The organism is Serinibacter salmoneus (assembly GCF_002563925.1).
In the GTDB taxonomy this organism is placed as follows: Bacteria; Actinomycetota; Actinomycetes; order Actinomycetales; family Beutenbergiaceae; genus Serinibacter; species Serinibacter salmoneus.
Map to the genome: position 1 here is coordinate 1,584,793 of NZ_PDJD01000001.1, position 25,795 is coordinate 1,610,587.

The 25,795-nt window shown below is 69.0% G+C and carries 29 protein-coding genes; 28 read left to right on the forward strand and 1 reads right to left on the reverse strand.

Annotated elements, in window-relative coordinates; all coding sequences use genetic code 11:
- Positions 1-1,066 precede the first annotated feature (1,066 nt).
- The 23 genes from ATL40_RS14695 (at position 1,067) to ATL40_RS15570 (ending at position 19,898) form a co-directional block, all read left to right on the forward strand.
- Positions 1,067-1,774, forward strand: a complete 708-nt coding sequence (locus ATL40_RS14695) for a hypothetical protein (protein ID WP_169925899.1) — start codon at positions 1,067-1,069, stop codon at positions 1,772-1,774.
- 509 nt (positions 1,775-2,283) lie between these two features.
- Positions 2,284-2,634, forward strand: coding sequence for a hypothetical protein (locus tag ATL40_RS07045; protein WP_098468918.1), 351 nt, complete (start codon positions 2,284-2,286; stop codon positions 2,632-2,634).
- 11 nt (positions 2,635-2,645) lie between these two features.
- Positions 2,646-3,050: a hypothetical protein gene (locus tag ATL40_RS07050; RefSeq protein ID WP_143556887.1), complete on the forward strand. Its 405-nt coding sequence runs from the start codon at positions 2,646-2,648 to the stop codon at positions 3,048-3,050.
- A gap of 564 nt (positions 3,051-3,614) precedes the next feature.
- Positions 3,615-3,869: a hypothetical protein gene (locus tag ATL40_RS07055; RefSeq protein WP_098468920.1), complete on the forward strand. Its 255-nt coding sequence runs from the start codon at positions 3,615-3,617 to the stop codon at positions 3,867-3,869.
- A complete protein-coding gene (locus ATL40_RS07060) occupies positions 3,866-4,078 on the forward strand; it encodes a hypothetical protein (RefSeq protein ID WP_098468921.1) in 213 nt (70 codons plus the stop codon). The genes ATL40_RS07055 and ATL40_RS07060 overlap by 4 nt, the downstream gene beginning before the upstream one ends.
- Positions 4,075-4,743 (forward strand): hypothetical protein, encoded by a 669-nt coding sequence (locus ATL40_RS07065; RefSeq protein ID WP_143556888.1) that lies wholly within the window; start codon positions 4,075-4,077, stop codon positions 4,741-4,743. Before ATL40_RS07060 ends, ATL40_RS07065 begins: the two co-directional genes overlap by 4 nt.
- Positions 4,716-5,342 carry a hypothetical protein gene (locus tag ATL40_RS07070; protein ID WP_143556889.1) on the forward strand — a complete coding sequence of 209 codons (627 nt, stop codon included), beginning with the start codon at positions 4,716-4,718 and terminating at the stop codon, positions 5,340-5,342. The genes ATL40_RS07065 and ATL40_RS07070 overlap by 28 nt, the downstream gene beginning before the upstream one ends.
- A gap of 14 nt (positions 5,343-5,356) precedes the next feature.
- Entirely contained in the window at positions 5,357-6,652 is a 1,296-nt protein-coding gene (locus tag ATL40_RS07075) for a DNA methyltransferase (protein ID WP_211283077.1), read from the forward strand.
- Entirely contained in the window at positions 6,649-7,014 is a 366-nt protein-coding gene (locus tag ATL40_RS07080) for a hypothetical protein (protein WP_098468924.1), read from the forward strand. Before ATL40_RS07075 ends, ATL40_RS07080 begins: the two co-directional genes overlap by 4 nt.
- Positions 7,011-8,753, forward strand: coding sequence for a terminase (locus ATL40_RS07085; RefSeq protein ID WP_143556890.1), 1,743 nt, complete (start codon positions 7,011-7,013; stop codon positions 8,751-8,753). Before ATL40_RS07080 ends, ATL40_RS07085 begins: the two co-directional genes overlap by 4 nt.
- A gap of 17 nt (positions 8,754-8,770) precedes the next feature.
- A complete protein-coding gene (locus ATL40_RS07090; protein ID WP_098468926.1) occupies positions 8,771-10,045 on the forward strand; it encodes a phage portal protein family protein in 1,275 nt (424 codons plus the stop codon).
- Positions 10,042-11,355 carry a head maturation protease, ClpP-related gene (locus tag ATL40_RS07095; protein ID WP_098468927.1) on the forward strand — a complete coding sequence of 438 codons (1,314 nt, stop codon included), beginning with the start codon at positions 10,042-10,044 and terminating at the stop codon, positions 11,353-11,355. The genes ATL40_RS07090 and ATL40_RS07095 overlap by 4 nt, the downstream gene beginning before the upstream one ends.
- The gene (locus tag ATL40_RS07100) at positions 11,355-11,708 is read left to right on the forward strand and encodes a capsid cement protein (RefSeq protein ID WP_098470349.1); all 354 of its coding nucleotides are present in this window, start codon (positions 11,355-11,357) and stop codon (positions 11,706-11,708) included. The genes ATL40_RS07095 and ATL40_RS07100 overlap by 1 nt, the downstream gene beginning before the upstream one ends.
- 17 nt (positions 11,709-11,725) lie before the next feature.
- The gene (locus ATL40_RS07105) at positions 11,726-12,649 is read left to right on the forward strand and encodes a phage major capsid protein (protein ID WP_098468928.1); all 924 of its coding nucleotides are present in this window, start codon (positions 11,726-11,728) and stop codon (positions 12,647-12,649) included.
- Positions 12,649-12,903, forward strand: a complete 255-nt coding sequence (locus ATL40_RS07110) for a hypothetical protein (protein WP_098468929.1) — start codon at positions 12,649-12,651, stop codon at positions 12,901-12,903. Before ATL40_RS07105 ends, ATL40_RS07110 begins: the two co-directional genes overlap by 1 nt.
- Positions 12,904-12,919: 16 nt before the next feature.
- Positions 12,920-13,354, forward strand: coding sequence for a hypothetical protein (locus tag ATL40_RS07115; RefSeq protein ID WP_098468930.1), 435 nt, complete (start codon positions 12,920-12,922; stop codon positions 13,352-13,354).
- A gap of 3 nt (positions 13,355-13,357) precedes the next feature.
- Positions 13,358-13,702 carry a hypothetical protein gene (locus tag ATL40_RS07120; RefSeq protein WP_098468931.1) on the forward strand — a complete coding sequence of 115 codons (345 nt, stop codon included), beginning with the start codon at positions 13,358-13,360 and terminating at the stop codon, positions 13,700-13,702.
- The gene (locus ATL40_RS07125) at positions 13,702-14,019 is read left to right on the forward strand and encodes a hypothetical protein (RefSeq protein WP_143556892.1); all 318 of its coding nucleotides are present in this window, start codon (positions 13,702-13,704) and stop codon (positions 14,017-14,019) included. The genes ATL40_RS07120 and ATL40_RS07125 overlap by 1 nt, the downstream gene beginning before the upstream one ends.
- Positions 14,012-14,401, forward strand: coding sequence for a hypothetical protein (locus ATL40_RS07130; protein WP_143556893.1), 390 nt, complete (start codon positions 14,012-14,014; stop codon positions 14,399-14,401). The genes ATL40_RS07125 and ATL40_RS07130 overlap by 8 nt, the downstream gene beginning before the upstream one ends.
- A gap of 81 nt (positions 14,402-14,482) precedes the next feature.
- On the forward strand, positions 14,483-15,364 hold the full coding sequence (locus tag ATL40_RS07135) for an IPT/TIG domain-containing protein (protein WP_098468934.1): 882 nt from the start codon (positions 14,483-14,485) through the stop codon (positions 15,362-15,364).
- 104 nt (positions 15,365-15,468) lie between these two features.
- Positions 15,469-15,843, forward strand: a complete 375-nt coding sequence (locus ATL40_RS07140; protein ID WP_098468935.1) for a hypothetical protein — start codon at positions 15,469-15,471, stop codon at positions 15,841-15,843.
- Positions 15,844-15,884: 41 nt separating this feature from the next.
- Positions 15,885-16,262: a hypothetical protein gene (locus ATL40_RS07145; protein ID WP_098468936.1), complete on the forward strand. Its 378-nt coding sequence runs from the start codon at positions 15,885-15,887 to the stop codon at positions 16,260-16,262.
- 36 nt (positions 16,263-16,298) lie between these two features.
- Positions 16,299-19,898 (forward strand): peptidoglycan DD-metalloendopeptidase family protein, encoded by a 3,600-nt coding sequence (locus ATL40_RS15570; RefSeq protein WP_098468937.1) that lies wholly within the window; start codon positions 16,299-16,301, stop codon positions 19,896-19,898.
- Positions 19,899-20,124: 226 nt separating this feature from the next.
- Here ATL40_RS15570 and ATL40_RS15575 read toward each other — a convergent pair whose 3' ends face one another.
- Complete coding sequence (locus ATL40_RS15575; RefSeq protein ID WP_169925900.1) at positions 20,125-20,277, reverse strand: hypothetical protein; 153 nt, start codon at positions 20,275-20,277, stop codon at positions 20,125-20,127.
- 871 nt (positions 20,278-21,148) lie between these two features.
- Between ATL40_RS15575 and ATL40_RS07155 the strand changes: the two genes are divergently transcribed.
- The 5 genes from ATL40_RS07155 (at position 21,149) to ATL40_RS07175 (ending at position 25,762) form a co-directional block, all read left to right on the forward strand.
- Entirely contained in the window at positions 21,149-22,033 is an 885-nt protein-coding gene (locus ATL40_RS07155) for a hypothetical protein (protein WP_143556894.1), read from the forward strand.
- Entirely contained in the window at positions 22,023-23,144 is a 1,122-nt protein-coding gene (locus ATL40_RS07160) for a hypothetical protein (RefSeq protein ID WP_098468939.1), read from the forward strand. The genes ATL40_RS07155 and ATL40_RS07160 overlap by 11 nt, the downstream gene beginning before the upstream one ends.
- Positions 23,141-23,389 (forward strand): hypothetical protein, encoded by a 249-nt coding sequence (locus ATL40_RS07165; protein ID WP_098468940.1) that lies wholly within the window; start codon positions 23,141-23,143, stop codon positions 23,387-23,389. The genes ATL40_RS07160 and ATL40_RS07165 overlap by 4 nt, the downstream gene beginning before the upstream one ends.
- 64 nt (positions 23,390-23,453) lie before the next feature.
- Complete coding sequence (locus ATL40_RS07170; protein WP_098468941.1) at positions 23,454-23,660, forward strand: hypothetical protein; 207 nt, start codon at positions 23,454-23,456, stop codon at positions 23,658-23,660.
- Positions 23,657-25,762: a right-handed parallel beta-helix repeat-containing protein gene (locus ATL40_RS07175; protein WP_098468942.1), complete on the forward strand. Its 2,106-nt coding sequence runs from the start codon at positions 23,657-23,659 to the stop codon at positions 25,760-25,762. Before ATL40_RS07170 ends, ATL40_RS07175 begins: the two co-directional genes overlap by 4 nt.
- Positions 25,763-25,795 lie beyond the last annotated feature (33 nt).

Below are 25,795 nucleotides of genomic sequence, written 5' to 3' on the forward strand. Positions count from 1 at the left end.
ATGAAGTGCGCGGGTGGCTGTACGCGTGTGCCACCCAGTCGGCCGGGCACCTGACGGATTACGTCGTGGACTTCGGTACTGCGGCGTTGTTCGGTGGGGCGCGGACCAGCCAGTTGATCGCCTGGTGCGAGAAGGCCGGCCTGTTGACTCCGCGGAGGGTCAATGGGGCGAAGGCGTGGGTCATCATCAACGATCCGGAGTTCATCCACATTCGCACGCGCGAGGAGGTCGAGTGGGATCGGCAGAGGAAGCGAGACGTCGCGGACCTCGGTCTCACGGTGCCGGTGCGGCTTCGCGACGGGGACAACTGCCGCTATTGCGGTGTGCAGGTCCAGTGGCGCGGCAGAAAGTCGAATCGGTCGGCTGAGCTCGATCATCGCGTGCCTGGTGCCGCGGCGACGGTGGACACCCTGGTGGTGGCGTGCCGTCGGTGCAATGGCGCGAGGAAGGCGAATGCGCAGTGGGATGACGATCATCCTCTGCGGCCGGCCCCGCGGGTTGCTCGGTATGACCGGGTGACTGCGGAGTTCCTCACGGAGAACGGCTACCCCACGACGGCGAACCTCAGCCCTGATGCGACGGCTGCTGGCGACTCGGGATCAGCGCGCGATCACGCGCAGCGGCCCCTGGCGCCCGGCTCGGCGCCGGACTGGGTTTCGTCACCGGATCACGCCTCGTTCAGTGCGACGGCTGTTGGCGACTCGGGATCAGCGCGCGACTACGCGCAGCGGCCCCTGGCGCCCGGCTCGGCGCCGGCGGGGCGTGGTCCGGAAGTGGGGTCGGAACTCTCGCGGAACTCGATATCTGACTCTCCGGGAATGAGTTTGCCCGGGTCGGGTCGGGAAGAGATCGGGTCGGTTCGGGTGGGGTCTGGCCTGGGTCGGGATGGGCCTGGGGTGGGTCGTAGGAGGCGTGGCAGGCGTGGTGGTCGTGGTCGGTCTACGGAAGGTGAGCGGTGATGGGCTGGTCGGGTGAGGAGTTCGTCTACAGCACGGGCTCTGGGTTGACGTCTGCTGATGAGGATCTGCTGGGGTCGGTGCGTCAGCATCTGGACTACCTCGAGGAGGTGTGGCCGGATGTGGTGGAGCTGAGGGTGCCGTCGAATCGTGCTCGGGGTGTGGGTCGTCGGCATCGTTCGGATCATGCGGTGGAGGCTGCGCGTGTTCGTGCGGTGGCTGAGGCTGTCGAGCGTGCGGCGCCGGGTGCTGTGGTGCCGCCGGGCGTGCGTCCGGTCCCGGTCGATGTCGGGGCTCTGGATCTGATGGCGCAGATTGCTGGCGCTGCGGAATGGGCGTGCTCGTCGGTGGTGCAGGCTGCGGGCGTGGAGCAGCTCGATCCGGTGGGGTCGGTGTACGTGGACCCTCGGCCCTACCTGCGCCGGGCTCGGGCGTGGCTGACGGGCGCTCATGAGGCTGAGCCGGAGTTCCTGTTGGGGAATCTCGATTCGATACTGGCCCCGGTGGTGATGTCGACGGCCGCGTTCCTGGGCGACATCTTGGATGGTCAGGTCCTGGATGCGGTGTGCCCGTGGTGTGGTGGCCGGACGGCGTCGGCGCCGGTGGGTGGTCAGCGGACGCTGCGGGTGGTGTGTCCGGGTGGCCGGCTGAGGGGTGACGGTGAGCGGGACGATCGTCCGCCGATGGTGGTGTGCTTCGGGGAGAACTGCGAGCCGGGGCCTCGGGAGGTAGGCATGGTGTTCGGTGGTCGCCCGGCGTGGCCGGAGCGGGAGTGGGATTGGCTGTCGAAGCAGCTGCGCGAGGTGGCGCGCGTGTGACCCGGGGTGCTTGCTCGGGTGGGTTATCCACAGTACTGTGACGGCTGTCGGGAGAAGTGCACCCTGATTGAGGCCCGGATCGGTTCACGGTCCGGGCCTTCGTCGTGCCTACCGACGTCGACCTATGGAGGTGGTGGTCATGTGACCGGCCTGGCGTGGGAGGGTCGTCGGCGTGCTGAGGCGCTGGAGTATGTGCGTCGTGTTGGCGCGGCGAGGTCGCTGCCGTGCGTGATCTGCGGGCAGCGGATCAACTACGGGTTGCGGTACCCGGATCGAATGTCGTGCTCGGTGCAGCACGTGAAGTCGCGCCGCGCTCACCCGGAGTTGATCTGGGTGAGGTCGAACTGGGCGCCTGCTCACCTGGTGTGCAACCAGAGCGACAACGTCGACGGTGACGGTGATGACGGGTTGGGGCTGATGTCGTCGTGGTGAGCGAGCGGTGCGTTGTGCTGCTGTGCGGTCCGCCTGGTGCGGGCAAGACGACGGCTGCTCGTGCCTCAGGGTTGCGGGTGTTCGATCGGGATGATCCGGAGTGGTCGGGTGAGCGGGAGTTCGCCGCGGCGCTGGAGGTCCTCGGTCAGTCGCGCGGTGCTCGCGCGGTGGTGATCCGGTCAGGGGCGACGTCCTCGGCGCGGGATCGTGCCGCGGCGTTGATGGGTGCGACGCACCGGTTCGTGATGCTCGCCCCGCGCGATGTGCTGGTTCGTCGGGTGGTGCGGCGTGGTCGTGAGGATCAGCTGCGCACCACTGCTGGCGTTGACACGTGGCTGCGTCGCTTCGACCGGCGCGATGGGATCGAGTCCTTCCCGGGGTGGCCGGCGGTGTTCGCTGGCGATGACCTGGGTCTGACGTCGTGGTGATGGGAGGCAGCATGGACACGCAGTTCGTGGCGCGGGTGGTTGAGCCGGCTGCTCGCCGTGGCCTTCGGGTGCTGGTGGTACTCGATGTTCTAGCTGAGGTGCGCCCGGCGATGGACGCGATCGCGGAGGTGACGGGTGGCGATCACTGGTTGCCTGCGCCGTCGCTCGTGCGCCGGGGCTACGGGCAGGAGCGGATCGAGTGGGAGAACGGCGGCAGCGTCTCGTTCGCCTCGCTCCGCACACCGGCCGGGCGAAGCATGGTCGCAGATGTGGTGGCTGTGGTCCCGTCGGTACTGATCCGGCCTGACCGGTTGGCTGACCTCATTCCGTGCACGGTGACGAGCCGGGTGCAGGAGTGGATGGTGCTGCCTGGGCCGCTTGCCGCCAGTGACGTTGCGGCGCTGGCCGAGCGGTAGCCCCAGAAAATCTGGGATCGGGGTGGCTGGTCGGTCCCGCGCCGGAGGGTCCTCTCCCCCCGAGGCTTACCCCCCGGGGGTGGTTCGCGTTGTCGGATCGGTCCGGATGAATCCTGACGGGGGGTCGGAATGTTGGATCGGGCGCGTGTTCGGGCGGCATACGACTTCTTCGGCAGCGTGCGGGCGGCTTCCCGTGAGCTGGGGGTCTCCGAGGGTGCAGTACGTGCCGCGTTGGCCGACGGCGCTCGCGATCGCTACGTGAGGGCGCCGGCGCCGTCGGCGGTGGATGCGGTGGAGCCCGCGTTGCGCCGGCTGCTGTCGCGGTTCCCGAGGATCACGGTAGATGCGGCGGCTCGTGAGGTGGGGTGGTCGAGGTCGCGGTCGGTGCTCGCGGAGCGGTTGCGTGAGCTGCGTCCGGAGTACGCGAATCTGCCTGCGGTTCCGGGGGTGCAAACGGGCCGTTTTCCGCGAGATTCCAACGATCTGATGGTAGTATGAGAGCACGAAAGGCCCCCGCGACGGCTGGCACCGCCCGGGGGTGTGACCGACTAGCTAGGAGTCGATGTGTCTCAGCCTACCCACTCCCCCGTGCTCGCCACTGACGAGCTGCTGTCCTACCTCGCGTCGTGTGACGCGGAGATCCTGGGCGAGGGGAGGTACTCCGTCACTCGCCCAGGTGACATCACCGTCCGCGTCGCCCGTGACGACACCGATTGGGTGCTCCGGGTGAGCGAGCGTCGTGGCCCTGAGCTCTGGTCGGCTCGCTTCACCCACGCGCCGGCGCCGGTGATCATCGCGGCGATCGAGAGCGTCCGATGACCCGCCCGCTCCCGGCCGTGGGACTGAGCACGGTCAGTGCCGCGTTCAGCGCGCTGATCATGTTCGAGATCGACGCGAAGGCCCCGCTGGACTTCGATGCCGTGTTGGAGGTAGTCGCACGGTACGCGCCATCGGATCGCCCGGAGTTGGTCGAGCCGCTCGCCGAGGTCCTGGACGGCATGCTGCAGAGCGCTAGGGCACTGCGGTGACCGGGCAGCAGCGTGCGGTGGCGCACGTTCGCCCCGCGCGGCGCTCGCGGTCGCGGTTCTCCCGTGCTGCTGGCGCTGCGGAGACGATCGAGGGTTTCGGGCATGGCATGGACGTGGTCGGGTTGACGTTCGGCCAGTTCTCGCTGCTGGACCTGATCGAGGCTGGGCTGGAGGTGACGGGGCCGGCTGATGTGACGATCTCGACGTGGTCGGCTGGGTTCTACGACGTCGAGGCCGCGCAGCGGTTCGCGCAGCTCGGGGCGATCCGCTCGATCCGGTTCGTGATGGACTCCTCCGCGAAGCGTGGACAGGCGACCCCGGTCGACGTCGCGGGGCTGTTCGGCGCGGAGTCGATCCGGGTGTTCCGCACGCACGCGAAGTTCGCGCTGCTGCGGAACGAGTCCTGGGACGTGGTGATCACCACGAGCATGAACCTGAACCTGAATCCGCGGTGCGAGCAGTTCGAGATGACCGATGACACCGACCGCGCGGACCTGTTCTCGGGGTTCGTGGACGAGTTGTTCCGTGAGCTCCCGGAGGGTGCGACCGGTGACCGCACCGTCCCGGAGCACCTGGCCTTTCCCGACGTCGACCCGCAGCGGTCCTACCGCGTGGGAGGAAGGGTGGCGACGGGACCATGGCGAAGAGGAGCACCGCGGGAGTAGAGCCTCCCGAACTGCTGGACAAGGATGCGGCCGCGGTGTGGCGAGAGGTCGTCGCGGCGCATCCCCAGCCAGCGCGGATCGTCGGCCCGGACCTCGAGGTGTTCTGCGGGCAGGTCGCGTTGGCTCGCAACTGCCGCGATCGGGTCGCCCAGGAAGGCGAGATCGTGGAGGGCGCAAAGCGCGAGCCGATTCCGCACCCGGCGATCGCGCTCGGCAAGGCGGCGCAGGAGTACGTCGCGAAGCACGCGCCGCGGTTCTCCCCGCCGGCGCCGATGAAGCGCCGCACGGGCCCGGTGTACGACGCCACGCGCCGCTCACTCGCCGCTGCGGCGCACCTGAAGGACCGCGCGGAGTTCGAGGGCGCTGCTGCGGCGCTGCTGACCCTGGCGTGGTTGATCGATGAGGCGCAGCGCGCGGGGTACGCGGCGCTGGAGAAGGCAGCGTTCGGGACGATCCCCTCCTACCTGAAGGGCTGCGCCGAGCTGCAGATCACGCCAGCCTCGCTCCCGGTCCCTGTGGCTCCCGCGGGCGCGACCAAGACCGCCAGCAACGTGACGAGCATGCAGGACCGGGCGCGGGCTCGCCGCGGCTCCGCCTAGCGAGAGGAGCGCCGGTGATCCCCTCCACGCTGACGGCGTTGTCCGAGCCGATCGACTCCCTCCGGCCCTACGCCAAGGACCCGCGCCGCGCCGATGTCGAAGCCGTGGCGGCTTCCCTGGCCGCGCACGGGCAGTACCGGCCCGTGGTCGCGCGGGTCGGCACCCGCGAGGTACTCGCGGGCAACGGCGTCCTGAGCGCCGCTCGGACGCTGGGGTGGGAGCACCTCGCGGTGACGTGGGTGGACGTCGACGACGACGGCGCCGCACGGATCAACCTGGTGGACAACCGCACCAGCGACCTCGCGACCTACGACGACGCCGCCCTCCTGGAGGTCCTGACCTCGCTCCCCGACCTGTCCGGGACGGGATACGACGACGCGGCGCTCGCGGCGCTGCTGTCAGACGCCGAGGGTGACCCGGTCGGGCTGACGGACGAGGACGAGCCAGCGCCGCTGCCGGCCGAGCCGGTGTCGCAGCTCGGGGACGTGTGGGAGCTGGATGGGTCCCTGGTGCTGTGCGGGGACTCCACCGACACCGAGGCGGTCCTGGGCGCGCTCGCGGGGCGGGTGCCGGACTGCATGTGGACTGATCCGCCCTACGGTGTGGCCTACGTCGGCGGCACCTCGGAGAACCTGACGATCCTGAACGACAAGCCGGAGGATCTCCCGGACCTGCTCTCGGGGGCGTTCGCGACGGCGGTCGCGGTGTGCCGGCCTGGGGCACCGGTGTACGTCGCCTACGCGACGGTGGAGGGTGTCTCCTTCGAGACGTCGCTGCGCGGCGCTGGCGTGGACGTGCGTCAGCACCTGGTGTGGGTGAAGCCGTCCCTGGTGCTGTCCCGTGCGGACTACCACTACCGGCACGAGCCGATCCTCCATGGCACGACCCCGGAGCCCGGCGAGGGCGAGGAGCCCACGACCCACGAGGGTGTGGCCTACGGCTTCACCGGTGGCGGGTCGGGCAGGCTGGGGCGTGGTGGACCGAACTGGTACGGCGACGACCGGCAGACGACGGTGTTCGAGGTGCCCAAGCCGAAGCGCAACGCCGAGCACCCGACGATGAAGCCCGTCGAGCTCGTGCTGCGGATGCTCGCGAACTCCTGCCCGCGCGGTGGCCTGGTCCTGGACCTGTTCGGTGGGTCCGGGACGACGCTCATCGCAGCGTGGCACCACCGCGCCAAGGCCGCACTGGTGGAGTTGGACCCGAAGTACGTGGACGCGATCTGCCTGCGCTGGCAGTTGCACACCGGGCACCTGCCGGTGCGCCGCTCGACGGGTGAGCCGGTGGACTTCACGAAGGCGAAGGCGTGAGCACCCGCTCTCGTGAGCAGGACCTGCTGGACTTCGCTCGTGCCGGCGTGACGATCGATGAGATCGCCCGCCGCCTGGACTACCCCGACCCCGACCAGGCGCGTGTGGCGCTCGCGGTGCTGCTGCGGGAGGCGACGCCGGAGCTGCGGACGGACGACGTCGCGGTGCTCCTGGAGTGGGAGCGGCTGGATCGTCTCCATGTCGCGGTGTGGCCGAAGGCGATGAAGGGCGACGTCGCGGCCGTGGAGCAGGCGTTGCGGATCGGTGATCGCCGCCGGCAGATCAAGGCGGACCTCGCACGCGCGCCGCAGGCGCAGGAGCGTCGGGGGGTGGCGACCGGACCCTGGGGAGGTGCTCGGTGAGCGCGTCGACTCTCCCTCGGCAGAAGCCGCGACGTAAGCGGCTGGGGTCGCGGGTGCCGCGGGTGTTCACTCCCCCGTTGCAGCCGTTGGAGCCACGCTCGGCGGCGACGGAGGCCCGCACGCTGGGGTACGACGTCATCGACTTCGCGCGCGATGTGCTGGGGATCGTCCTGCACCCGTGGCAGGAGTGGCTGCTGATCCACATGCTCGAGCTGAACGAGGACGGCAGCCTGCGGTTCCGGTACGCCGTGGTGCTGGTGGCTCGGCAGAACGGCAAGTCGACGATCTCGAAGATCCTCGCGCTGTGGTTCATGGTCGTGTGGGGATGGCCGCTCGTGCTGGGCACCGCGCAGGACCTGGACGTCGCGGAGGAGATCTGGCAGGGCGTCGTCGACTGGGTCGAGGACGAGGAGAACTACCCGGACCTGGCCGCGCTGCTGCAGCGCGTGGTGAAGGTCAACGGGAAGAAGAGCCTGGAGCTGACCTCCGGCGCCCGGTACAAGGTGAAGGCCGCGAACCGGAAGGCCGGCCGTGGCTTGTCGGGGAACCTCGTGCTGCTGGATGAGCTGCGGGAGCATCACTCGTTCGCGGCGTGGGGCGCGATCACCAAGACGACCATGGCCCGCGCGGAGGCGCTGATCCTGTGCCTGTCGAACGCGGGCGATGAGGCCTCGGTGGTGCTGCGGCACCTTCGGATGCTGGCGCACGCCGCGATCGGGGATCCGGACGGGATCAACGCGGCCGCGGGGCAGTCCTCGGAGGGGCTGACGGAGTTCGACCTTGACGAGGTCGCCGAGGCGCTCGAGGAGGACCTGGAGGACCTCGACCCGGAGGACCTCGACGCGGATCCGGACATGCTGTTCCTGGCGGAGTGGTCCTCCACTCCCGGGTGCGATCCGCGCGACCGGGACGAGTGGTGCTGGTCGAACCCGGCACTGGGTCACCCGAACGGGATCACCGAGCGCGCGATCGTCGGTGCGTTGAAGGCTGATGACCTGCGGACGTTCCGCGAGGAGAACCTGTGCCAGTGGAACGACGGCGTCGCAGACGGGCCCTTCCCGCCGGGTTCGTGGGAGCAGGGCCAGAACGTCCCCGAGGAGACGCCAGACGGTGCGCTTCGGGTCGCGGCGGCAGATGAGCTGCAAGGTCCACTCGTGGCGTGCGTGGACATGTCCGTGCAGCGTGCTCACGCGTGGATCGCCGTCGGCGGCTACCGGGCGGACGGGCTGCCGCAGGTGGAGATCGTCGCGAAGCGCGCTGGTGATGACTGGGTGCGTGAGTGGCTCCTGACAACGGGTGTCGAACGTGGCGTCACTGCCGTGACCGGCCAGGCGAAGGGCGCACCGATCAGCCCGCTGATCGCGACGCTGGAGGCTGAGGTCGCGTTCCCCATCGACGTGGTGCCGCTGGCGGGTTCGGACCTGCTGGAGGCGTTCGCGTGGACGTTCGACGCTGTCCGTGACGGGAAGGTCCGCCACAACCGTCAGGGCCCGTTGGATCGCGCCGCCGGCACCGCGAAGACGAACACCCTCTCTCAGGGCGCCAAGCTGCTGGACCGGCGCCACGCGGACATCGACGTGGCTCCGCTGCAGGCGTTCATCGGGGCGTACTGGCTGCTGGCTCGCCGACCGGCGAAGCCCGCTGCTCCCGCGCCTCAACTCCCCCTCGCTGTGCGCGAGTCGTGGGACGACGTGCCCGGGCAGACGTTGACCGGTGACCTGAACGACATCGAGTTCTGAGTGAGAGGGGGTATGCGATGACGGCTCCCACGACCCCCAGCGGGTACACCAGCGAGGTCACCTCGCAGTGGTGGGATGACGCTCAGCACGAGACGGCGCCGGAGCTGCGGTGGCCGAACAACATCGAGGTGTACGACAAGATGCGCCGCACCGACGCGCAGGTCATGTCGGTGCTTCGCGCGGTCACGCTCCCGATCCGGCGGACGGCGTGGCGGTTGGACCCGAACGGCGCTCGCGATGAGGTCGTGGAGTTGGTCGCGGAGGATCTGGGGTTGCCGATTGTGGGCCGTCAGACGTTGCCGCCGGTGCGGGCGCGGGATCGGTTCTCCTGGAAGGAGCACCTGTACCACGCGCTGCTGATGCTGCCGTTTGGGCACTCCCCGTTCGAGCAGGTGTACCGCATCGAGGACGGTCAGGTGCGGCTGCGGAAGTTGGAGTGGCGCCCGCCTCGGACGATATCGAAGGTGGAGGTCGCCGCGGATGGTGGTCTGGTGGCGCTGGAGCAGGTGTCGAGCACGACGGGGCGCGCGGCGCGCATGCCGGTGGATCGCCTGGTGGTGTACGTGAACGATCGTGAGGGTGGGAACTGGCTGGGTCAGTCGCTCCTGCGGACGGCGTACAAGCCGTGGATCCTGAAGGACCGGATGCTGCGGGTGCAGGCGCAGACGGTGGACCGCAACGGAATGGGTGTCCCGGTGTACACCGCCTCGGACCGCGAGATCGTCGGCGAGTCGGCAGAGGATCGGCAGCGGCGTGAGCAGCAGGAGGTCGCCCGGGGTCAGGAGATCGCCTCCAGTGTTCGCTCGGGTCAGACGGCCGGCGCGTCTCTCGCGCCGGGAGCGAAGCTCGAGTTGCTGGGCGTGTCCGGGACTCTCCCGGATGCCACTCCCCCGATTCGCTACTACGACGAGCAGATCGCACGCTCGGTCCTGGCGCACTTCCTGAATCTCGGCACGGAGACCGGCTCGTGGGCGCTCGGCTCGACGTTCGCGAACTTCTTCGTGGAGTCGCTGCAGGCGCTCGCGGGGTCGGTGGCCGATGTCGCGACTCAGCACGTGGTGGAGGACCTGGTCGATCTGAACTGGGGCGAGCGTGAGCGGGCGCCGCGTGTGGTGTTCGACGCGATCGGTTCGCAGCGTGACGCGACGGCGGAGGCCGTGAAGGTCCTCATCGATGCTCGCGCGATCACGCCGGACGAGCCGCTGGAGGACTTCTTGCGTCTGGCCTACGGGCTGCCGGCCGCGGCCCCCTCGACCCGTCAGCCCGACGTCGACGAGCAGGAGGAATCATGACGCGCAGCACGATGGACCCGCGGGCGATGCCCCCGGGTGGGTACCGGATGGAAGCGACCGGGCAGGACACCGCCGACGTCTACGTCTACGGAACGATCGGTGCCGGGTTCTGGTCTGACGGGGTGAGCGCGTCCGACTTCGTGCGTGAGCTCGCTGACCTGGACGTCTCCGAGATCAACCTGTGGGTGAACTCCCCGGGCGGGCTCGTGAAGGACGGGGTGTCCATGATGAACGCCATCGCGCGGCACTCCGCCCGGGTGGTCGCGCACGTCGATGGGCTCGCTGCCTCGGCGGCGTCGTTCCTGATCATGGCTGCTGACGAGGTGGTCATGGGCCGCGGGTCGGAGCTGATGATTCACGACGCGTCGAACATCGCGTGGGGTGACGCGCGGGTTCTGCGGAACGTGGCGGACCAGCTCGACAAGACGAGCGCGACTATCGCGTCGGTCTACGCCGAGCGCGCGGGCGGCACCGCGCAGGAGTGGCGTGAGGCGATGCTCGAGGAGACCTGGTACTCGGATGAGGAAGCGGTGGCCGCGGGCCTCGCGGACAAGGTCCTCACCCTCACCGGCGACACCGCCAGCACCGATGAGGCCGACGAGCCCGCCAACGCGGTCGCGCAGCTCGCGCGGGCCGCTGGCTTTGAGCACGCCGGCCGCGGTGATGCCCCCGCCCCCTACATGCCCCGCCGCACCGCGGCGGCAGCCGGACCCCGCCCGGCCAACCTGAACGGCGCCCTCGCGGCGCTCGCGTCCCTCTCGGGGGTCGCAACACCGCCGGCGCCGCCGGTGGATACCCATTCCTCAACAGGAAGCGAGGACGGCCCCATGGTCGACTTCATGAAGGGGGTCCGTGAGCGGCTGGGTGTGCCGGCCGACGCGAACCTGAACGATGAGCAGGTGCTCGCCGCGCTGGACGAGGCCCTGGCCGAGCAGAGCGACGAGCCCACGACGACTTCCGCATCGGCGCTGCCGGATGGTGCGGTGGCCATCGACAGCGAGGTGCTCGCCGGGCTGAAGGCTGACGCCGCCGCCGGTCGCGCCGCGCGCGACGAGCAGGAGAAGTCCGCTCGCGCTGCCCTGGTGGAGGCCGCCGTCGCGGACGGGCGCATCCTGCCCCGTCAGCGCGAGGGGTGGCTGAACAAGCTCACCCACGAGAAGGACGCCGCGGAGGCGCTCGCGAGCCTGGAGCCGGGTCTGGTGCCCACCAGTGCGAAGGGCTTCACCGGTGGGGTCGATGAGGCCCGTGACGAGGACGGTGACCTGTACGCGAAGGCGTGGGGCGCCCCGGAGCAGAAGGAGGCGGAGTGATGGCATCGCACATCCACATGTTCAAGCCCGGTGCGGCGGTGACGTGCGCCGCTGGCGCTGACATCACCGGTGGCCAGGTGGTGGCGATCTCGGGTGACCGGGAGGTGTCGCCGGCTGGCGCTGCGAGCACCGCGGTGTTCGGGGTGGCCGCGACCGACGTGAAGGACGGTGAGGACGTCCTCGTGCTGCGAGGTGGTGTTCAGGAGCTCGTGGCGTCGGCCGCGATCGCTGCTGGTGCCCGTGTCGCGGCTGCGGCCGGTGGGAAGGTCGCCACGGCGACCGAGAACACCATCGGCCTCGCGATCACCGCCGCGTCCGCGGCGGACGACAAGCTCCAGATCGCTCTGGACTGAGAGAGAAGGGAAGGCACATGGCGAACTCGCTGACCTACCCGGTCCCGGCGATCACCGGGACCGAGAATCTGTCCGCTGAGCAGATTCACCAGCTGCTGCTGTCCAAGTCCGCCGTCGCGCGGCGGGTGCGGACGCTGGCGGACCAGAGGTTCATCTCCGATGCCCTGCTGACGGGCCAGTACCGCACGGAGGGTGGGGCGATCCTGTACGAGACGGGAGAGCCGATCTTCCCCGAGGGTGACCCGGAGGTCATCGCGCCGGGTGGTGAGTACCCGCTGGAGCAGATCACCACGGGTGAGCTCGCGGCGGCGAAGGTCGACAAGTGGGGCAAGGACTACCCGATCACGGATGAGTCCATCAAGCGCCGCGGGATCGACCCGGTCAACAAGACCCTCACCCGCGCGGTCAACGGGATGGTGCGTCACACCGACGGGACCTCGCTGGGTGTGATCGCCTCGAAGGTGACCGCGACCAGTGCGGCGTCCGCCGGGTGGACGACCGCGTCCGCGATCGCCCGTTCGGTCGAGCTCGCGAAGGCGCGCGGTGAGGAGTCCGGTGAGGGACACGTCTTCGACACGATCGTCCTGACGCCGACGAACTACGCGACGGTGATGAGCCTGTTCCTCGATGCGGGGCTGCTGCCTCGTGAGGCGGCGAACCCGCTCATCACGGGCCGCTGGCCGGAGGTGCTCGACATGCGGTGGCTGCGCTCGGCGCACGTGCCCACCTCGGCGCCCATGCTGGTGGACAGCGACGAGCTCGGGGGCATGGCCAACGAGAACCTCGGTGGCCCCGGGTACGCCTCCGCTGGCCGCTCGATCGAGACGAAGGTCATCCGCGACGACAAGACCGACAGCTACCTCGTGCGGGTGCGTCGCGTCTCGGTGGCCGTGGTGACCGACCCGTCCGCGGGTGTCCTGATCACCGGGACGGGCCTCTGATGGCCGCGGCGAAGAAGTGGGCCGTGAAGGCCCCGCAGATCGTCGTGAAGGTCGAGGGCGCCCAGGGTGGCGAGGTGTACCTGCGCAAGGGCCGGGTGCTCCCCGCGACCGTGAAGCCCGAGGAGGTCAAGCGGCTCGCGAGCCTCGGCCTGGTCGTCGAGGTGAAGGAGTCGCCCAAGGAGCAGGCGCCAGGTGGCGACGGTGGCGACGGCGGCTCCGCCGGCGCCAGTGCCAGCGGCGACAGCGGGAAGTAGCGAGGGAGGGGGCGTCATGCCGGGAGACTTCGCGACGAAGGACGACATCGTGAACGCGTGGCGCCCCCTCAGCGCTGGGGAGGAGCGTCGGGCTGACTACTGGCTCGAGGTCGCTTCCCGCAGGATCCGCAACCGGTGGCCGGACGTCGACGCGCGGCTTGCGCTGCCCGTGGGTGACCCGAGGGCGCTCGCTGAGTTCGACGTGCGGGACGTCGTCGTGCCTCTGGTCATCGAGGTGCTCGGTGGTCCACCGGTCCCCCATGCGACGTCGTTCAGCATCACCTCGGGTGTGGAGTCCCGGTCGGTCACTCTCGCGAAGTCGGGGCCGGCGGACCTGGCTCTGTTCGAGCCGTGGATGGTGGAGGTGTTCGAGGGGAAGGCGGATCCTGCCCCTCAGCCCTCCGGCCGGTTCCCCGAGCCGTGGGAGCCGTTCGCCGAGTGGCGGGAGTGACCGGTGAGCTTCTGGGACCTGCACACCCGAGCGGTGACGGTGACCTCCACGACCTACGGGGAGCCCGGACCCACGGGCGTGCCGACGATGGTCACGACCCCTCGCGTGATCGAGGGCGTGAACGTGCAGCAGGTCGGCACGAGCGAGTCGGTGGGCAGTCAGACCCTGGTCACGGGGCGGTGGCGGGTGTCCTGCCCGGCCCTGGCCCTGTGGGTGCAGCCGGGTGACCCTGTGACGCTCGATGGTGACTCCGCGGAGTACTTCGTGGAGGGTGAGCCCGCGCACTTGCGCGGCGGGGTGCTGGATCACACCGAGTTCGTGGTGTCCTCGCGGCGGAAGGGGGCGTGATGGCCAGGAAGCAACCGTTGGATGTCGACGCGCTCGCCGCCCGCGCTCTGGAGTCTCCCGCGGTGCGGGAGGCGTTGCGGCGCCGCGCGGAGCAACTCCTGCCCCGCGCGCAACGGCTCGCGTACACGGCCGGCGCGAACTCGTTCGCGAAGTCCCTGCGGGTGGAGCAGGGCACCCGGCCCGGCACGAAGGCGAAGAACGGCCTGCAGCGGCCGTTCGCGCGGGTGGTGGGTGACTCCACGGACGAGATAGCCCGGGCGGATGCGGCCGCGAAGCTCACGCGCCGGCAGATCCTGCGCAGGGCCGCTCGTGGGTAGGTGGCCGAACGCCCAGCAGATCGTGCTGGAGTGGCTGCGCTCGCGGGGCGTCCTGCCCACGGCTGGGCTCCTGACTGAGGAGCCAGCCAACGGTGACCCGCCCCTGCCTCGGGTCGTCATCGAGGTCCCTGCGCAGTCCTCCGACGGGCTCAACCGCGAGGTCGACATCGAGTTGACCGCCGTGGCGTCGTCGCTGGACGCCCTGCGCAGCCTCACCTCTGACCTGACCTCGGCGATGTGGGCGCTCGCGGGTAGTGGTACCGCGGCTGGCTATGTCGATGAGGTGCGGGAGGAGTTCGGGTTCGGTGATGAGCCGAGTCCGAATCGCGGGGTTCGTCGCGCGATTGCGACGTTCTCTGTCGTCGTCCGGCCGAGCGCCTGACACCACCACCGTTCAACCAATTTCGCCCCCATGGCGGTCTCTCCGGGCCGTGTGGGGGCTTCGTCGTGGAAGGGGCGTCTCATGCCTGATTTCAACCCGGAGCTCAACAACCAGTCGGTGCGCAAGTGGGCGAAGCAGAAGCTGTGCGTGGGACCGCGTTCGCTGCTCTCGCCGGATCCGTTCGCCTCGGGTCTGTTCGGCGTCGATCACCTTCCGATCGCGGTCCCGGCCGGATTCCTGGACCTCGGCTACATCACGACCGACGGCGTGACCGATTCCGACTCGATCTCGGCCGAGGGCACGCAGATGCTCCAGACCCTGGACGACGTCCGTCGGGACCTGACGGCGCGGGAGCGGACGCTGTCGCTCACGTTCGGTGAGCGCAACGCGTGGACGCGGGCGCTGCGGGCTGGGGTGCCGTTCGAGGACTGGCCCGTGGACAAGTACGGCGCGACGGACTACGTCGAGGGCATGGACTCCGAGGAGGACTTCGAGGAGCTGGTGTGGCTGCTGTACAAGCAGGACTACACCGGCCCGAAGGCGGTGTTCGGGGTGGAGGTGTTCTTCCGAGGGAAGATCACGAGCCTGACCGACCGGACCCGCAGTCGGACCGCGGTGGACGGTGTCGGCCTCACGATCAGCCTGCTGCGTGATGACGTCTTCGGCGTGAAGCGCGAGGCGGAGGACGGTCCGGGTATCGGTGCCGGCTCCACGCTGCCGCAGGTCGCGACGATCACCCCGGCGGAGGCTGTCCCGGGCGACCTCGTCCGGATCGACGGCTCGCACCTGGGGACGGCGACTGACGTCACGTTCGCGGGCACCTCGGTGGCTGACCTCGAGGTGGCGAGTGCGTCGACGTTGTACGCGATCGTCCCGTCCGTCTCGGCCGGCACGACCGCGGTCGTGGTCTCCTCCCCGGCTGGGGACTCGGCCACGTTCAGCTACGAGGTCGGCGGCGCCTGAGCCTGCCGCTTCGTGTGTGACCGCGTGGCCCGGGTGGTGCGGGGAACCCCGCCCGGGTCACGCGCTGTTGGTTCCCCAGGTTCCCCAGGATGTGAGGCACGGTCATGGTCAATCGAGCGACGCGACGCAAGGTCGCCCGCAAGCAGTTCCGCGAGAAGCTCGCCGAGCAGGTCATCGGTGAGGACTGGCTGGTGGAGGTCGAGCTGGAGAACAGCGAGGCGTCGATCTTCCTGCGTCCCACGTGTCAGCTCGATGCGATCGACGAGGACCCGGAGTCCTTCGGCGCGAAGGTGAAGGCTGCGCAGACGGCGCATGACCTCGCGTTGGTGGCCCTCGGGGAGTACCCGGAGGTCGGCGCGGAGGACCAGCTCACGATGTGGCTGGGCGACGGCGGGACCGTGCAGGATCTGCTGATCCTGTTCCGGTCGGAGTCGGACGCGCTGGGTGAGCGCCTGGGAAAGTTGCGCTTGGCGCCGTAGAGGCGCTTCTCGGGGAGCACCCGGAGGCGGTCGAGGCAGCGTTGCTGCAGACGTACTCGCCGCGCGACCCGGTCGCGGAGGCGATGGTCGGCGAGATCACTCCCCGCCAGTTGCGGGTGATGATCGAGCATCTGCCACCGGGGAACGCGTGGCAGCGGGCGGCCTACGGGCCGTGGGGTGACAGTGAGCGGCTCCAGGCGGACACGTCCAACCGGCTGCGGGACATGCTGCTGTTGCAGTCGCGGCAACTGTCTCTGGTCGCTGGCGCGCTGAAGGTGAACAGCCTGCAGGTCGGGAAGCCCGAGTACATCACTCCACCCGAGCCGGTCGGGGCCAAGGACGTGGTCCGAGCGGATCTGGATCGCGCCTACGAAGAGCAGGTCGCCGCGGAGCTCGATGCCGTGATGCATCGCGAGTAAGCGGCAGCAATCCGACGTCGAGGGGAGGGCCTTCACGTGGCTGGTGATGTGCAGTGGCTGGATGTCCTCCCCTCGATGGAGGGGTTCGGGAAGGCTCTCAAGACCGGTGCTGACAGGGCCGCGAAGGACGCCGGGAAGTCCGCTGGGCTCGCGTGGGCGAAGAACTTCGATGACGCAGCGAGCACCGACGCCGAGGCGAAGCGCGTCACGGAACTGGAGCGCGCTGCCAAGACCGCGCAGCGCGTGGTCGACACGGAGACGCAGAACATCGCCAAGGCGCGCGCGGCCCAGCGCGACGCGGCCGCGCGCGTCCTAGACGCTGAGGGGCGCCTGGTGAAGGCCCGCGAGTCGGGCGACACCAGCAAGGTCGAAGCGGCGGAGCTGCGCCTCGAGGGAGCGCGTGAGCGGTCCCGTGCGACGTCACTGAAGGTGGAGTCCGCCGAGGGTGCCCTCCGCGCCGCGTACCAGGAACAGCGCGACACGCTCGGGCGCCTGGATGAGGCGCAGCGGGACAACCGCACCGAGACCGGGAAGACCGAGGGCGCGTGGGACAAGCTGCGCGGCGCGTTCAAGAAGAGCGACGACGCCGCCGGCGACGCCGAGGGCAGCCTGAAGAAGGTCGTCACCCAACTGGCGCTTGCTGCTGGTGCCGCCGCCACGTTCGCGGCCGCGTGGGGTGGCGCGATGGACCTCTCGGCGTCCGAGGCGACGCTGGAGGCGTCTCTGGGGTTGAGCGCCGAGCAGGCGGAGATCGCTGGCGACGTCGCCGGTGGGCTGTTCGCGGACTCCTACGGCGAGTCGATGGGCGATGTGACCGGCGCCGTCGAGGCGGTCATGTCCAGCATCAAGGGGATGCGCGAGGGCACCGAGGAGGACATCTACGCGATGTCCGAGCGGGCGCTCGCGTTCGCGGACATCATGGGCGCGGATGTGGAGGAGTCCACGCGTTCGGCTGCGCAGCTGATCAATCAGGGTCTCGCTGCTGATGGTGTGGAGGCGTTCGACCTTCTGGGTGCGGCGTTGCAGCAGGTGCCGTCGGCCTTGCGGGGCGAGGTGCTCGCGGCGTCGGATGAGTACTCGACGTTCTTCGCGCAGCTGGGTCTGGATGGTCCGGAGGCGGTGGGGCTGCTGGTTTCGGCCAGCGAGGATGGTCAGTACGGCATCGACAAGATGGGCGATGCGCTCAAGGAGCTGACGATCCGGTCGACGGACATGTCGTCGACGTCGGTGGAGGCCTACGAGGCCGCTGGGTTGTCCGCTGAGGACATGTCGGCGAGGTTCCTCGCGGGTGGTGAGGACGCGAACGCGGCCCTGGGTGAGCTGGTGGACGGGCTCCTGGGGATCGAGGATCCGACGGATCGAGCAAACGCCGCGATCGCGCTGTTCGGGACGCCGCTGGAGGATCTCGGCACCGAGGGGATTCCGGAGTTCCTGTCCTCGCTGTCGGGGGCGGATTCGGCGCTGAGCGACTTCGCGGGCACCTCGGGTGAGGTGACGGATGCGGCATCGAAGACGGTGGACCCGATCGAGGGCGTGAAGCGCGCGTTCATGGGTGTGCTCGCGGAGGGTGTGCAGCCTCTGGTGGAGCCGCTGCAGGCAGTGGCGTCGTGGGCTACGGAGAATCCCGGGCTCATGCAGGGCGTGGCGATCGCGCTGGGTGTGTTCGCGGGCGCCCTGGGTGTGGCTGCGGTCGCACAGTGGGCGATGAACTCCGCGATGCTCGCCTCCCCCATCACGTGGATCATCCTGGGGATCGTCGCGATCGGCGCCGCGGTGGTGGCGCTGGTGAAGAACTGGGACTCGGTTTCTGCGTGGCTGATGGACACCCTCGGTCCGGTGGCCGACTGGTTCGTCGGTGCGTGGAACTGGATGCTCGAGGCTGGCCAGGCCGCGTGGGAGGGCATCAAGACCGCCGCGCAGTGGGCGTGGGAGAACGTCCTCTCCCCCGTGTTCACCGCGGTTGACGACGTGATCACGAACGTGGTTGGCCCTGCCATGACGTGGCTGTGGGAGAACGTGTTCGTCCCTGCGTGGGACGGGATCAAGTGGGCGTTCGAGGTCGCGTGGAACGTGATCAAGCTCGGCCTGGACGCGATGAAGCTCTACTTCGAGAAGGTCATCGCGCCGGTCGCCACCTGGTTGTGGGAGAAGGTGTTCCAGCCCGCGTGGGATGGGATCAGCGCTGGCGTGACGTGGATGTGGGACGAGGTCGTCAAGCCGGTGTTCGACTCCCTTTCCGGGTTCGTTGAGGACGTCGTTGCCCCGGGCATCGCGCGTGGTGTGGAGATCGTGAAGGGCATCTGGGATGGGCTGATGAGCCTGTTCCGCGCCCCGATCAACTGGGTGCTGGAGACGGTCTGGAACAACGGGATCGTGACGGTGTTCGAGAACGTCGCGAAGGCGATCGGCTCGGACGCTCGACTTCCGCAGGCGAGCCTGATCGGCGCCCCGTCCTCGAGTGGGTCTGGTGCATCGCGTGCACCTGCCGGCGTCGGTGCACGGGCGTTTGCTCGGGGTGGCTACGCGGCTCCTGGGTGGGCGCTGGTCGGTGAGGAGGGTCCGGAGCTGGTGAACTTCACCAGCCCGGGGCGGGTGTACACGGCCGTAGAGACCGCGCACGCTCTCGCTCACGGTGAGGACCTCTCGCCGGAGCTGTCGCGGCGCGCGGCGGGCGCGTCCCCGTCGCAGGCTCTGGCACCGATGGGTGACAACATCGTTCAGCGGGTCGGCTCGGCGATCGGCTCCGCAGTGTCGTCTGCGGCGTCTGCTGTGACCTCGTGGGTGCGCGGCGGGCTGGCCAGTGCCGCCGGTCTCGTCCTGGACCCGGTGAAGGCTCTGATCGGGAACACCGTCTCCACCTGGGGCACGTTCGGTGAGCTCACAGGTGGGGCCGCGACTCGCCAGATCGACAACCTGCTGGAGTGGATCCGCGGGAAGGACGAGGCCGCGACCGGCCCGGGCGGCATCGGCGGCCCACCGCCCGGAATGGACGGGTGGGTGCGCCCCTCGCGCGGACCCGTGACCTCACGGTTCGGTCCCCGGTGGGGCGGCACTCACGCCGGTATCGACATCGCCGGCGGTGGCCCAACCTTCGCGATGCACGACGGCGTCGTGTACCGCACCGGGTCAGGGATCCTCGCCGGCCGCACCGGCCTGGGCATTGGGATCGACCACGGAGGTGGCACCTTCACCTACTACGGGCACAACCCGATCGGTGGAATCCAGGTGCAGCCTGGTCAGAAGGTCACCGCTGGGCAGCACATCGGCTACCAGGGCGCCACGGGCAACGTCACCGGCATCCACCTGCACGCGGAACTACACCGCGGTGGGTGGGGCCGCGCCGTCAACCCGGAGTCGCTCGGTGTGTTCGACTCCGGCGGCTACCTGCAGCCCGGCGCCTTGGGGATGAACCTCTCAAACGCACCCGAGCCGGTCCTGACCGGGCAGCAGTGGGACGACATCCACACGCTCGCGATGCGCGGCGCCACCGCCGGGCGGATGCACCCGGACGACATCACCGCGCTCGCCCGCACCATGGCGAGCGAGCTCGGGCTCACACTCGGGCCGATCGCTGACGGCTACCGCGACCTGCGGGACACGACTGACGGCGCCCGCCGGCGCTCGCGGATGGGGTGACGATGGCGATTCAGTGGGGTTCGTGGGCGTCGGGTTCGTCGTACACGCAGTCGCGTGTGGGAATCGATGTCGTTCGTTCCGGGGGGACGGTGACGGCGCGGTTCTACGACGCGTCGAACGCGCCGGTGACGGGTGACAGTCGCACGTTGTCCCGCACGGGTGGGTCGACGTCGTACTCGGTGACCTACGGCAGTGGTGGTGGGACGACGTTCATCGAGTCGGTGAACTACTCGATTGCGGCTGGTGCGTCTCTGACGATCAGTGCGTCGGTGTCGGGCGTGTTCAACGGTGCGGCGCCGTCGGTCTCGGTGTCGGTGTCGCGGCCGTTCGATGCGCCGGCGGCGCCGGGGACGCCGTCGGTGGCGCGGTCGTCGGACACTCGGCAGGTGGTGTCGTGGTCGCGGAATGCGACGACGGCGGCGCCGTACTCCTCTCAGCGTGTGCAGCGGCGAGACTTCACGGGTTCGTGGGGTTCGTGGCGTGAGATCGCGTCAGTGTCGTCGTCGGCGACGTCGTACACGGACAACGGAACTGTGGCTGACCGGGCCTACCAGTACAGGGTGCGTGCGGTGAACTCGACCTCATCTGCGACGTCGGGGCAGTCGGACACGGTCTATACGACGCCGGCTGCGCCGTCGGGGTTGGTGGCGAGCAAGTCCGGTACGGGTGATGTGATCCTCTCGTGGACGAACAACGCTCGGGTGTCGGGGTACGAGACTCGAGTGATCTACCGGTACGAGGATGGGGCGTGGTCAGACGAGATCGCGGTGGCCTCGGGTGTGAGCACATACACGTTCACGGGGGCAGATCCGACGCGTCGGATCGAGTTCCACGTGCGAGCTCGCACCACCGATGGGTCGAATCTGTATTCGGGGTACGCCGCCTCGGGGTGGGTGCAGTTGCAGACGCCGCCGGATCCGCCGTCGGGGTTGTCGCCGTCGGGTGGTGCTGGTGACGCGACGGAGGCCGTGGGTCTGTCGTGGACGCATGTGCCGGCGGACACGAGCCCGCAGCGTCAGTTCGAGTTGCGGCATCGTGAGTCAGGCGGCTCGTGGGTGACTGTTGGTCCCGTGGCTGGTGGATCGCCATCGTGGTCGTTGCCTGCTGACTCCTACAGCAATGGTGCGATCGTGCAGTGGCAGGTGCGCACGTGGGGGGATCACGAGGACCCGTCGTCATGGTCGGCCACGGCCACATTCACGATGTCGGCGCGTCCGACTGTTGTGATCTCGGCCCCCGACGGTGGTGTGGTGGAGACGTCCTCTGCAGAGTTGTCGTTCGCGTACTACCAGGCGGAGGGGAAGCCGCAGGCGGCGTACCGGTGGTCGCTGGACCCGGGTGGGTCTGGCACGGTCTCCGGCTCCGGCTCGAGTCGCACCCTGGCCGGGTTGACCGATGGGCGTAGCTACACCGTGACGGTGGAGGTTCAATCCTCCGCGGGGTTGTGGTCGGCACCGGAATCGGTCTCATTCGCGGTGGAGTACGCGGCGCCACCGCCGGCTGTGCTGGAAGTGGAGTTCGTCCGGGAGTCCGGTGCTGCAGTGATCACGATCAGCACACCGTCAGGCACACCGGCGGCGGAGTCGGTCACGCTGGAGCGTCGGGTGAACGGCCGCGACTGGCACACGGTGACGGAGGGCCTCGCGCCGAATGTGACCGTGGTGGATCCAGTGCCGTCCATTCGGGGTGTCACGGAGTACCGCGCGGTGACGGTGTCGCCGTTGCCATCCACCGGGACGGGGCCGGTGGCCGTTCTGGAGGTCGCGGAGCCTGGGTGGGTGTTCGTGAACTGCGGGCCTGGTTGGGAGTCCGTGCGCCGCTTCTGGGGGAACCCCCGGTTGTCCGCTCGTGCCTCCCGGCCGCGCGCCCTGCAGGCGTTCGCTGGCCGAACGGATCTGGTGGAGATGTCCGGCGATCGGCAGGACCTGGAGGTCACGGTGTCCGGGGTTCTCACGCCGGACAGTTCGACCGTGGAGGAGATGGAAGAACTCGGCCTCACACCGGGCGAGGTGATGTACCGCGCCCCGGACGGTCGCCGTGTCATCGGATCGATCGGGGAGGTGTCCACCGGATGGATGGACCGTCATCGGTCCTCGGTGTCGTTCACCGTGACGAGGGTGCGACGTGAGCCGTAGCGTCGGGGTCGCCCTGCCGGGCGTGAGCAACCCCCTCTGGGCTGCTGCTGGGGACCCGCTGAGTTCATCCCGGATCACGCGGTTCTGGGTGGAGACCCTCACGCCAGACGAATTGTCCTACGGCATCCTCGACGGCGTCACGGGCGGCTCTGTGGAGTTCTCCGCGTCCGCACGGGTGAAGGCCTCCGGGTCGATCACCCTGCACAGCAGCGAGGTCCCGGCGCAGCCGTGGCTCACGATGCGGCTGCGGCCCTGGATGAGCGTCACCGCGGGTGGGCAGGAGTTCACCTGGCCCCTCGGGGTCTACCTGCCCTCCGCCTCCACGCAGCAGTGGACCGAGACCGGCTTGACTCTCCCGGTCGAGCTGATCGACAAGGTCGCGGTCCTGGACGACGACAAGCTCGAGAGCACCTTGGCGCTCGCGGCGGGATCAGTGGTGACGGATGAGGTGCGGGCGTTGATCAGCGGTGCAGGTGAGTATCCGGGGAGCGTGACCGACTCGGATGCGACGTTGAGGTCTGCGCAGGTTTGGGAGGCGGGCACGCCGCGGTTGACGGTGATCAACGACCTGTTGGCGACGATCAACTACCGGTCCCTGTTCTGCGACGGTTACGGGTCGTTCCGGGTGGAGCCGTACCAGCGTCCGGCGGCTCGGCCACTGCGGTACGACCTGCTCGATGATGCGTCGTCGATCTACTCCCCGGAGTTCACGATCGATGAGGACATGTCGAGCATCCCGAACCGTGTGGTGGCGATCGCGTCGACGGCGGAGTCGGAGCCGATGGTGGCGGTGGCGGAGAATCTGGATTACTCCTCGCCGTACTCGATCGGGTCTCGCGGTCGGGTGATTGCTCCTGCTCCGGCGCAGGTGGAGGCGACGGATCAGGCTGCGTTGGACGGGATCGCTCGCCGTCGCCTGATCGAGGCGTCCACTCCTACGCAGACGGTGGCGGTGTCGATCCTGCCGGTGCCCTTGGAGCTCTTGGACGCGGTGAGGCTGCGCAACCAGGCCGCGGCGCATGACGAGCGGCACTCGGTGCAGAGCATCCGGGTGGAGTTCGATCCGCTGGCGTTGATGACGGTGCAACTGCAGAGGGTGGTGGACCTGTGACCCTCCACGGTGAGCTGACGAACGTCAACCGGCGCATCGACGACCTCGCACGAAGCCTCCCCCGCTACCGCTTCGCGACCATCACCGCCACGGCGCCGGTCAGGGTCCGGCTCGACGGCGACTCCGAGCCGCTCCCCATCACCCCGCCCTCGCTCGTGGACCACTCGACGCTGACGATCGGCGACCGCGTCGCCGTTCGCCTGCACTCCGGCCAGCTCCTGCTCGAAGGCCGCGTCTACTCCTGACCATCACACACCCGCCCCCACCGAGATCGGTGGGTCCTTCGCGCTGCCCTTGAGGAGGCCGCCCGTGACCGTCCTACCCGTAGACGCCGCAACCGGTGACGTGACCCGCGCCATGCGGCACACCGCCGAGATGAGAACCCTCGTGGAAGCCGCCCAGGCCGACCTCGTGGCCGCCCAAGAACGCCTCACCACTGCGGTGAAGGCCGAATCCACCGCCCGCGCCGCTCTCGATGCGGCGCTCGCTGTAGCTGCTGAGGGGGTGGGCTCGTGACGTACTTTCCGTGGAACTCGTTCGCGCTGACGGACGTGGAGGGGCGTCGGCCTCTCGCATCGCAGGTGGTGTCAATCGCGGACTACGAGACGGGTGAGCCTGTGACCCCGCTGGACGCGGGGATGCAGCCCACGACGTTGGTGACGGGTCCGATGGGGCAGGTCGGGAAGTTCTGGACGGAGGACCACGACGCGATCACGTTGACGGCGGGTGGTGTGGAGCATTGGCTCATTCATCCGACGCGGATGCGCAAGGGAGAGAAGGGCGACCAGGGAGATCGGGGGGAGCCTGGCCCCTATGGCGGCACGGTGGTCACGGATCCTCAGGTGGCGTCCTACGTCGCGGGGATGTCCGAGACTGCGGTGGCGCTGAATCATACGTTCTTGTCGAAGACGGCGAGCCGCACATTGGTGGTCGAGGACTTCTTCGTTGATGGGGACTCCGACAATGAGACCTGGCAACGGGCGGTCGATGCTGCGATCGCGACGGGTGGGCACTGCACGATCCAGGGCACCAAGCCGCTGTACGTCCTGGAGCACGAGATCGACATCCGGGGCCTGGATACGGTGCTCATCATCGGGCTGGGGTGGCGAGGCACGACGTTCATGGGCGACGGCGAGCACTACTGGGAGGACAACACGCAAGGGCTGCGGGCCGCGTTCCACGTGCCCCCTGGACCCGGTGCGAACGTCACGGGCGTCGTGTTCCGGGCGCTGCGGTTTGAGGGCGGGCTGAACACGACCCTGAGTGGCTTCGTGCGCGAGCCAGACAAGATCACCCCCGGCTCCTACGATCACGGCGCGATCCGCGCTGCGGTCGAGTTGAACGGCAACCTCGTGCCGAACGAGTCGACCAACCCCACAATCCGCGGCGTGTATGTCGTGGACTGCGAGATGTACGCCCTGCCGATGCTCCCGCTGCACTTCCGGGGCGTGTCTGAGTCGGGGATGATCGACTGCCGCCTGGAGCGCAACCGCGACCCCGGCTGGCTGTTCTGCCAGGGCGTGCGCGTCACCGGGAACACCATCCGCTGGTCGCAGGACAACGGCATCAGCCTCTCGCGCGGCTGCACTCAGTTCGTGATCGCCAACAATGATGTCTACGGCTCCTACTTCGGGGGCATCCACGTGGCCGGCTTCGGGGGTGACGCCGGCCCGTCCTATGGCGTGGTAGTCGGAAACACGATCCGGCACTCAGCCATGTACGGGATCAGCGCCGAAAAGGCACCGGTGGCGATGGTCATCACTGGCAATGTGATCGACGGCGTGAACCAGGGCGCGCCGGGCACCAGTTGGGAGACAGACAGCCTGAGCAACCGCTACGGCTCGGGCATCCTCGTGGCTGGCGACCACGAGACGGGCGCGATAGCCAAGGCTGTGGCCGTCACGGGAAACACCGTCATCCGCGCCGATCGCGTGGGCATCTGCTACTTCCTGACCGAAGACCTGACGATCACGGGCAACACGATCATGGACTCCGGAGTCGCCACCCTGCCGGTTTCTGGCGAAGCCGTCCCGCTCTCGCCTGTGCGCAACATCGGCATCGGCATGGCGTCGGGTTACCAGTCCGCCGCGACTCACACCGTCGTCACGAACAACAACATCGTGGACCGACGCGAGATCCCGCTCATGTTCTACGGCATCCACGACGGCGACGTTGCCGACACCGAACGATGGGGCAACACCGTCGTCGGCGCGCAAGTCCGCTACGTGGAGACCTGGAGGGCGAAGGACCAACTGGATGTGGGGTCCAGCGAGGCCACTGCGCCCGTCCTGTCGATCCACTCAGCGAGTGGCATCTACCGGCAGATCACCTCCTACGAGGATGGCGAACTACGAGGGCGTCTCAGGTGGGCGGCGTCCTCGAACTTCGAGGTCGTCACGGTGGACAACGCTGGCGTGGAGACCGCAGCCGTCACCGTGGCCCGCCTCACCGCACAAGCCCGGTTCGCCGCCCCTCCGCGCCTGCCGTCCTACACCACAGCGAACCTCCCCAGCAGCAGCACCATGGGCGCCGGCGCCATGCTGTTCGACACCACCCGCGGGAAGGTCCTCGTCTCCAACGGGTCCGCGTGGCGCAACCTCGACGGCACCGCACCCTGACTCACCCTTCGACGCCCGCACTCCTCACGCGAG

Bases quoted from the DNA above. Each gene is read 5' to 3' on its own strand.
- ATL40_RS07135 (WP_098468934.1), top strand. From the start codon at position 14,483: ATGCCTGATTTCAACCCGGAGCTCAACAACCAGTCGGTGCGCAAGTGG.
- ATL40_RS07090 (WP_098468926.1), top strand. From the start codon at position 8,771: ATGACGGCTCCCACGACCCCCAGCGGGTACACCAGCGAGGTCACCTCG.
- ATL40_RS07095 (WP_098468927.1), top strand. From the start codon at position 10,042: ATGACGCGCAGCACGATGGACCCGCGGGCGATGCCCCCGGGTGGGTAC.
- ATL40_RS07110 (WP_098468929.1), top strand. From the start codon at position 12,649: ATGGCCGCGGCGAAGAAGTGGGCCGTGAAGGCCCCGCAGATCGTCGTG.
- ATL40_RS07125 (WP_143556892.1), top strand. From the start codon at position 13,702: ATGGCCAGGAAGCAACCGTTGGATGTCGACGCGCTCGCCGCCCGCGCT.
- ATL40_RS07070 (WP_143556889.1), top strand. From the start codon at position 4,716: ATGGCGAAGAGGAGCACCGCGGGAGTAGAGCCTCCCGAACTGCTGGAC.
- ATL40_RS07105 (WP_098468928.1), top strand. From the start codon at position 11,726: ATGGCGAACTCGCTGACCTACCCGGTCCCGGCGATCACCGGGACCGAG.
- ATL40_RS07060 (WP_098468921.1), top strand. From the start codon at position 3,866: ATGACCCGCCCGCTCCCGGCCGTGGGACTGAGCACGGTCAGTGCCGCG.
- ATL40_RS07050 (WP_143556887.1), top strand. From the start codon at position 2,646: ATGGACACGCAGTTCGTGGCGCGGGTGGTTGAGCCGGCTGCTCGCCGT.
- ATL40_RS07115 (WP_098468930.1), top strand. From the start codon at position 12,920: ATGCCGGGAGACTTCGCGACGAAGGACGACATCGTGAACGCGTGGCGC.
- ATL40_RS07100 (WP_098470349.1), top strand. From the start codon at position 11,355: ATGGCATCGCACATCCACATGTTCAAGCCCGGTGCGGCGGTGACGTGC.
- ATL40_RS07140 (WP_098468935.1), top strand. From the start codon at position 15,469: ATGGTCAATCGAGCGACGCGACGCAAGGTCGCCCGCAAGCAGTTCCGC.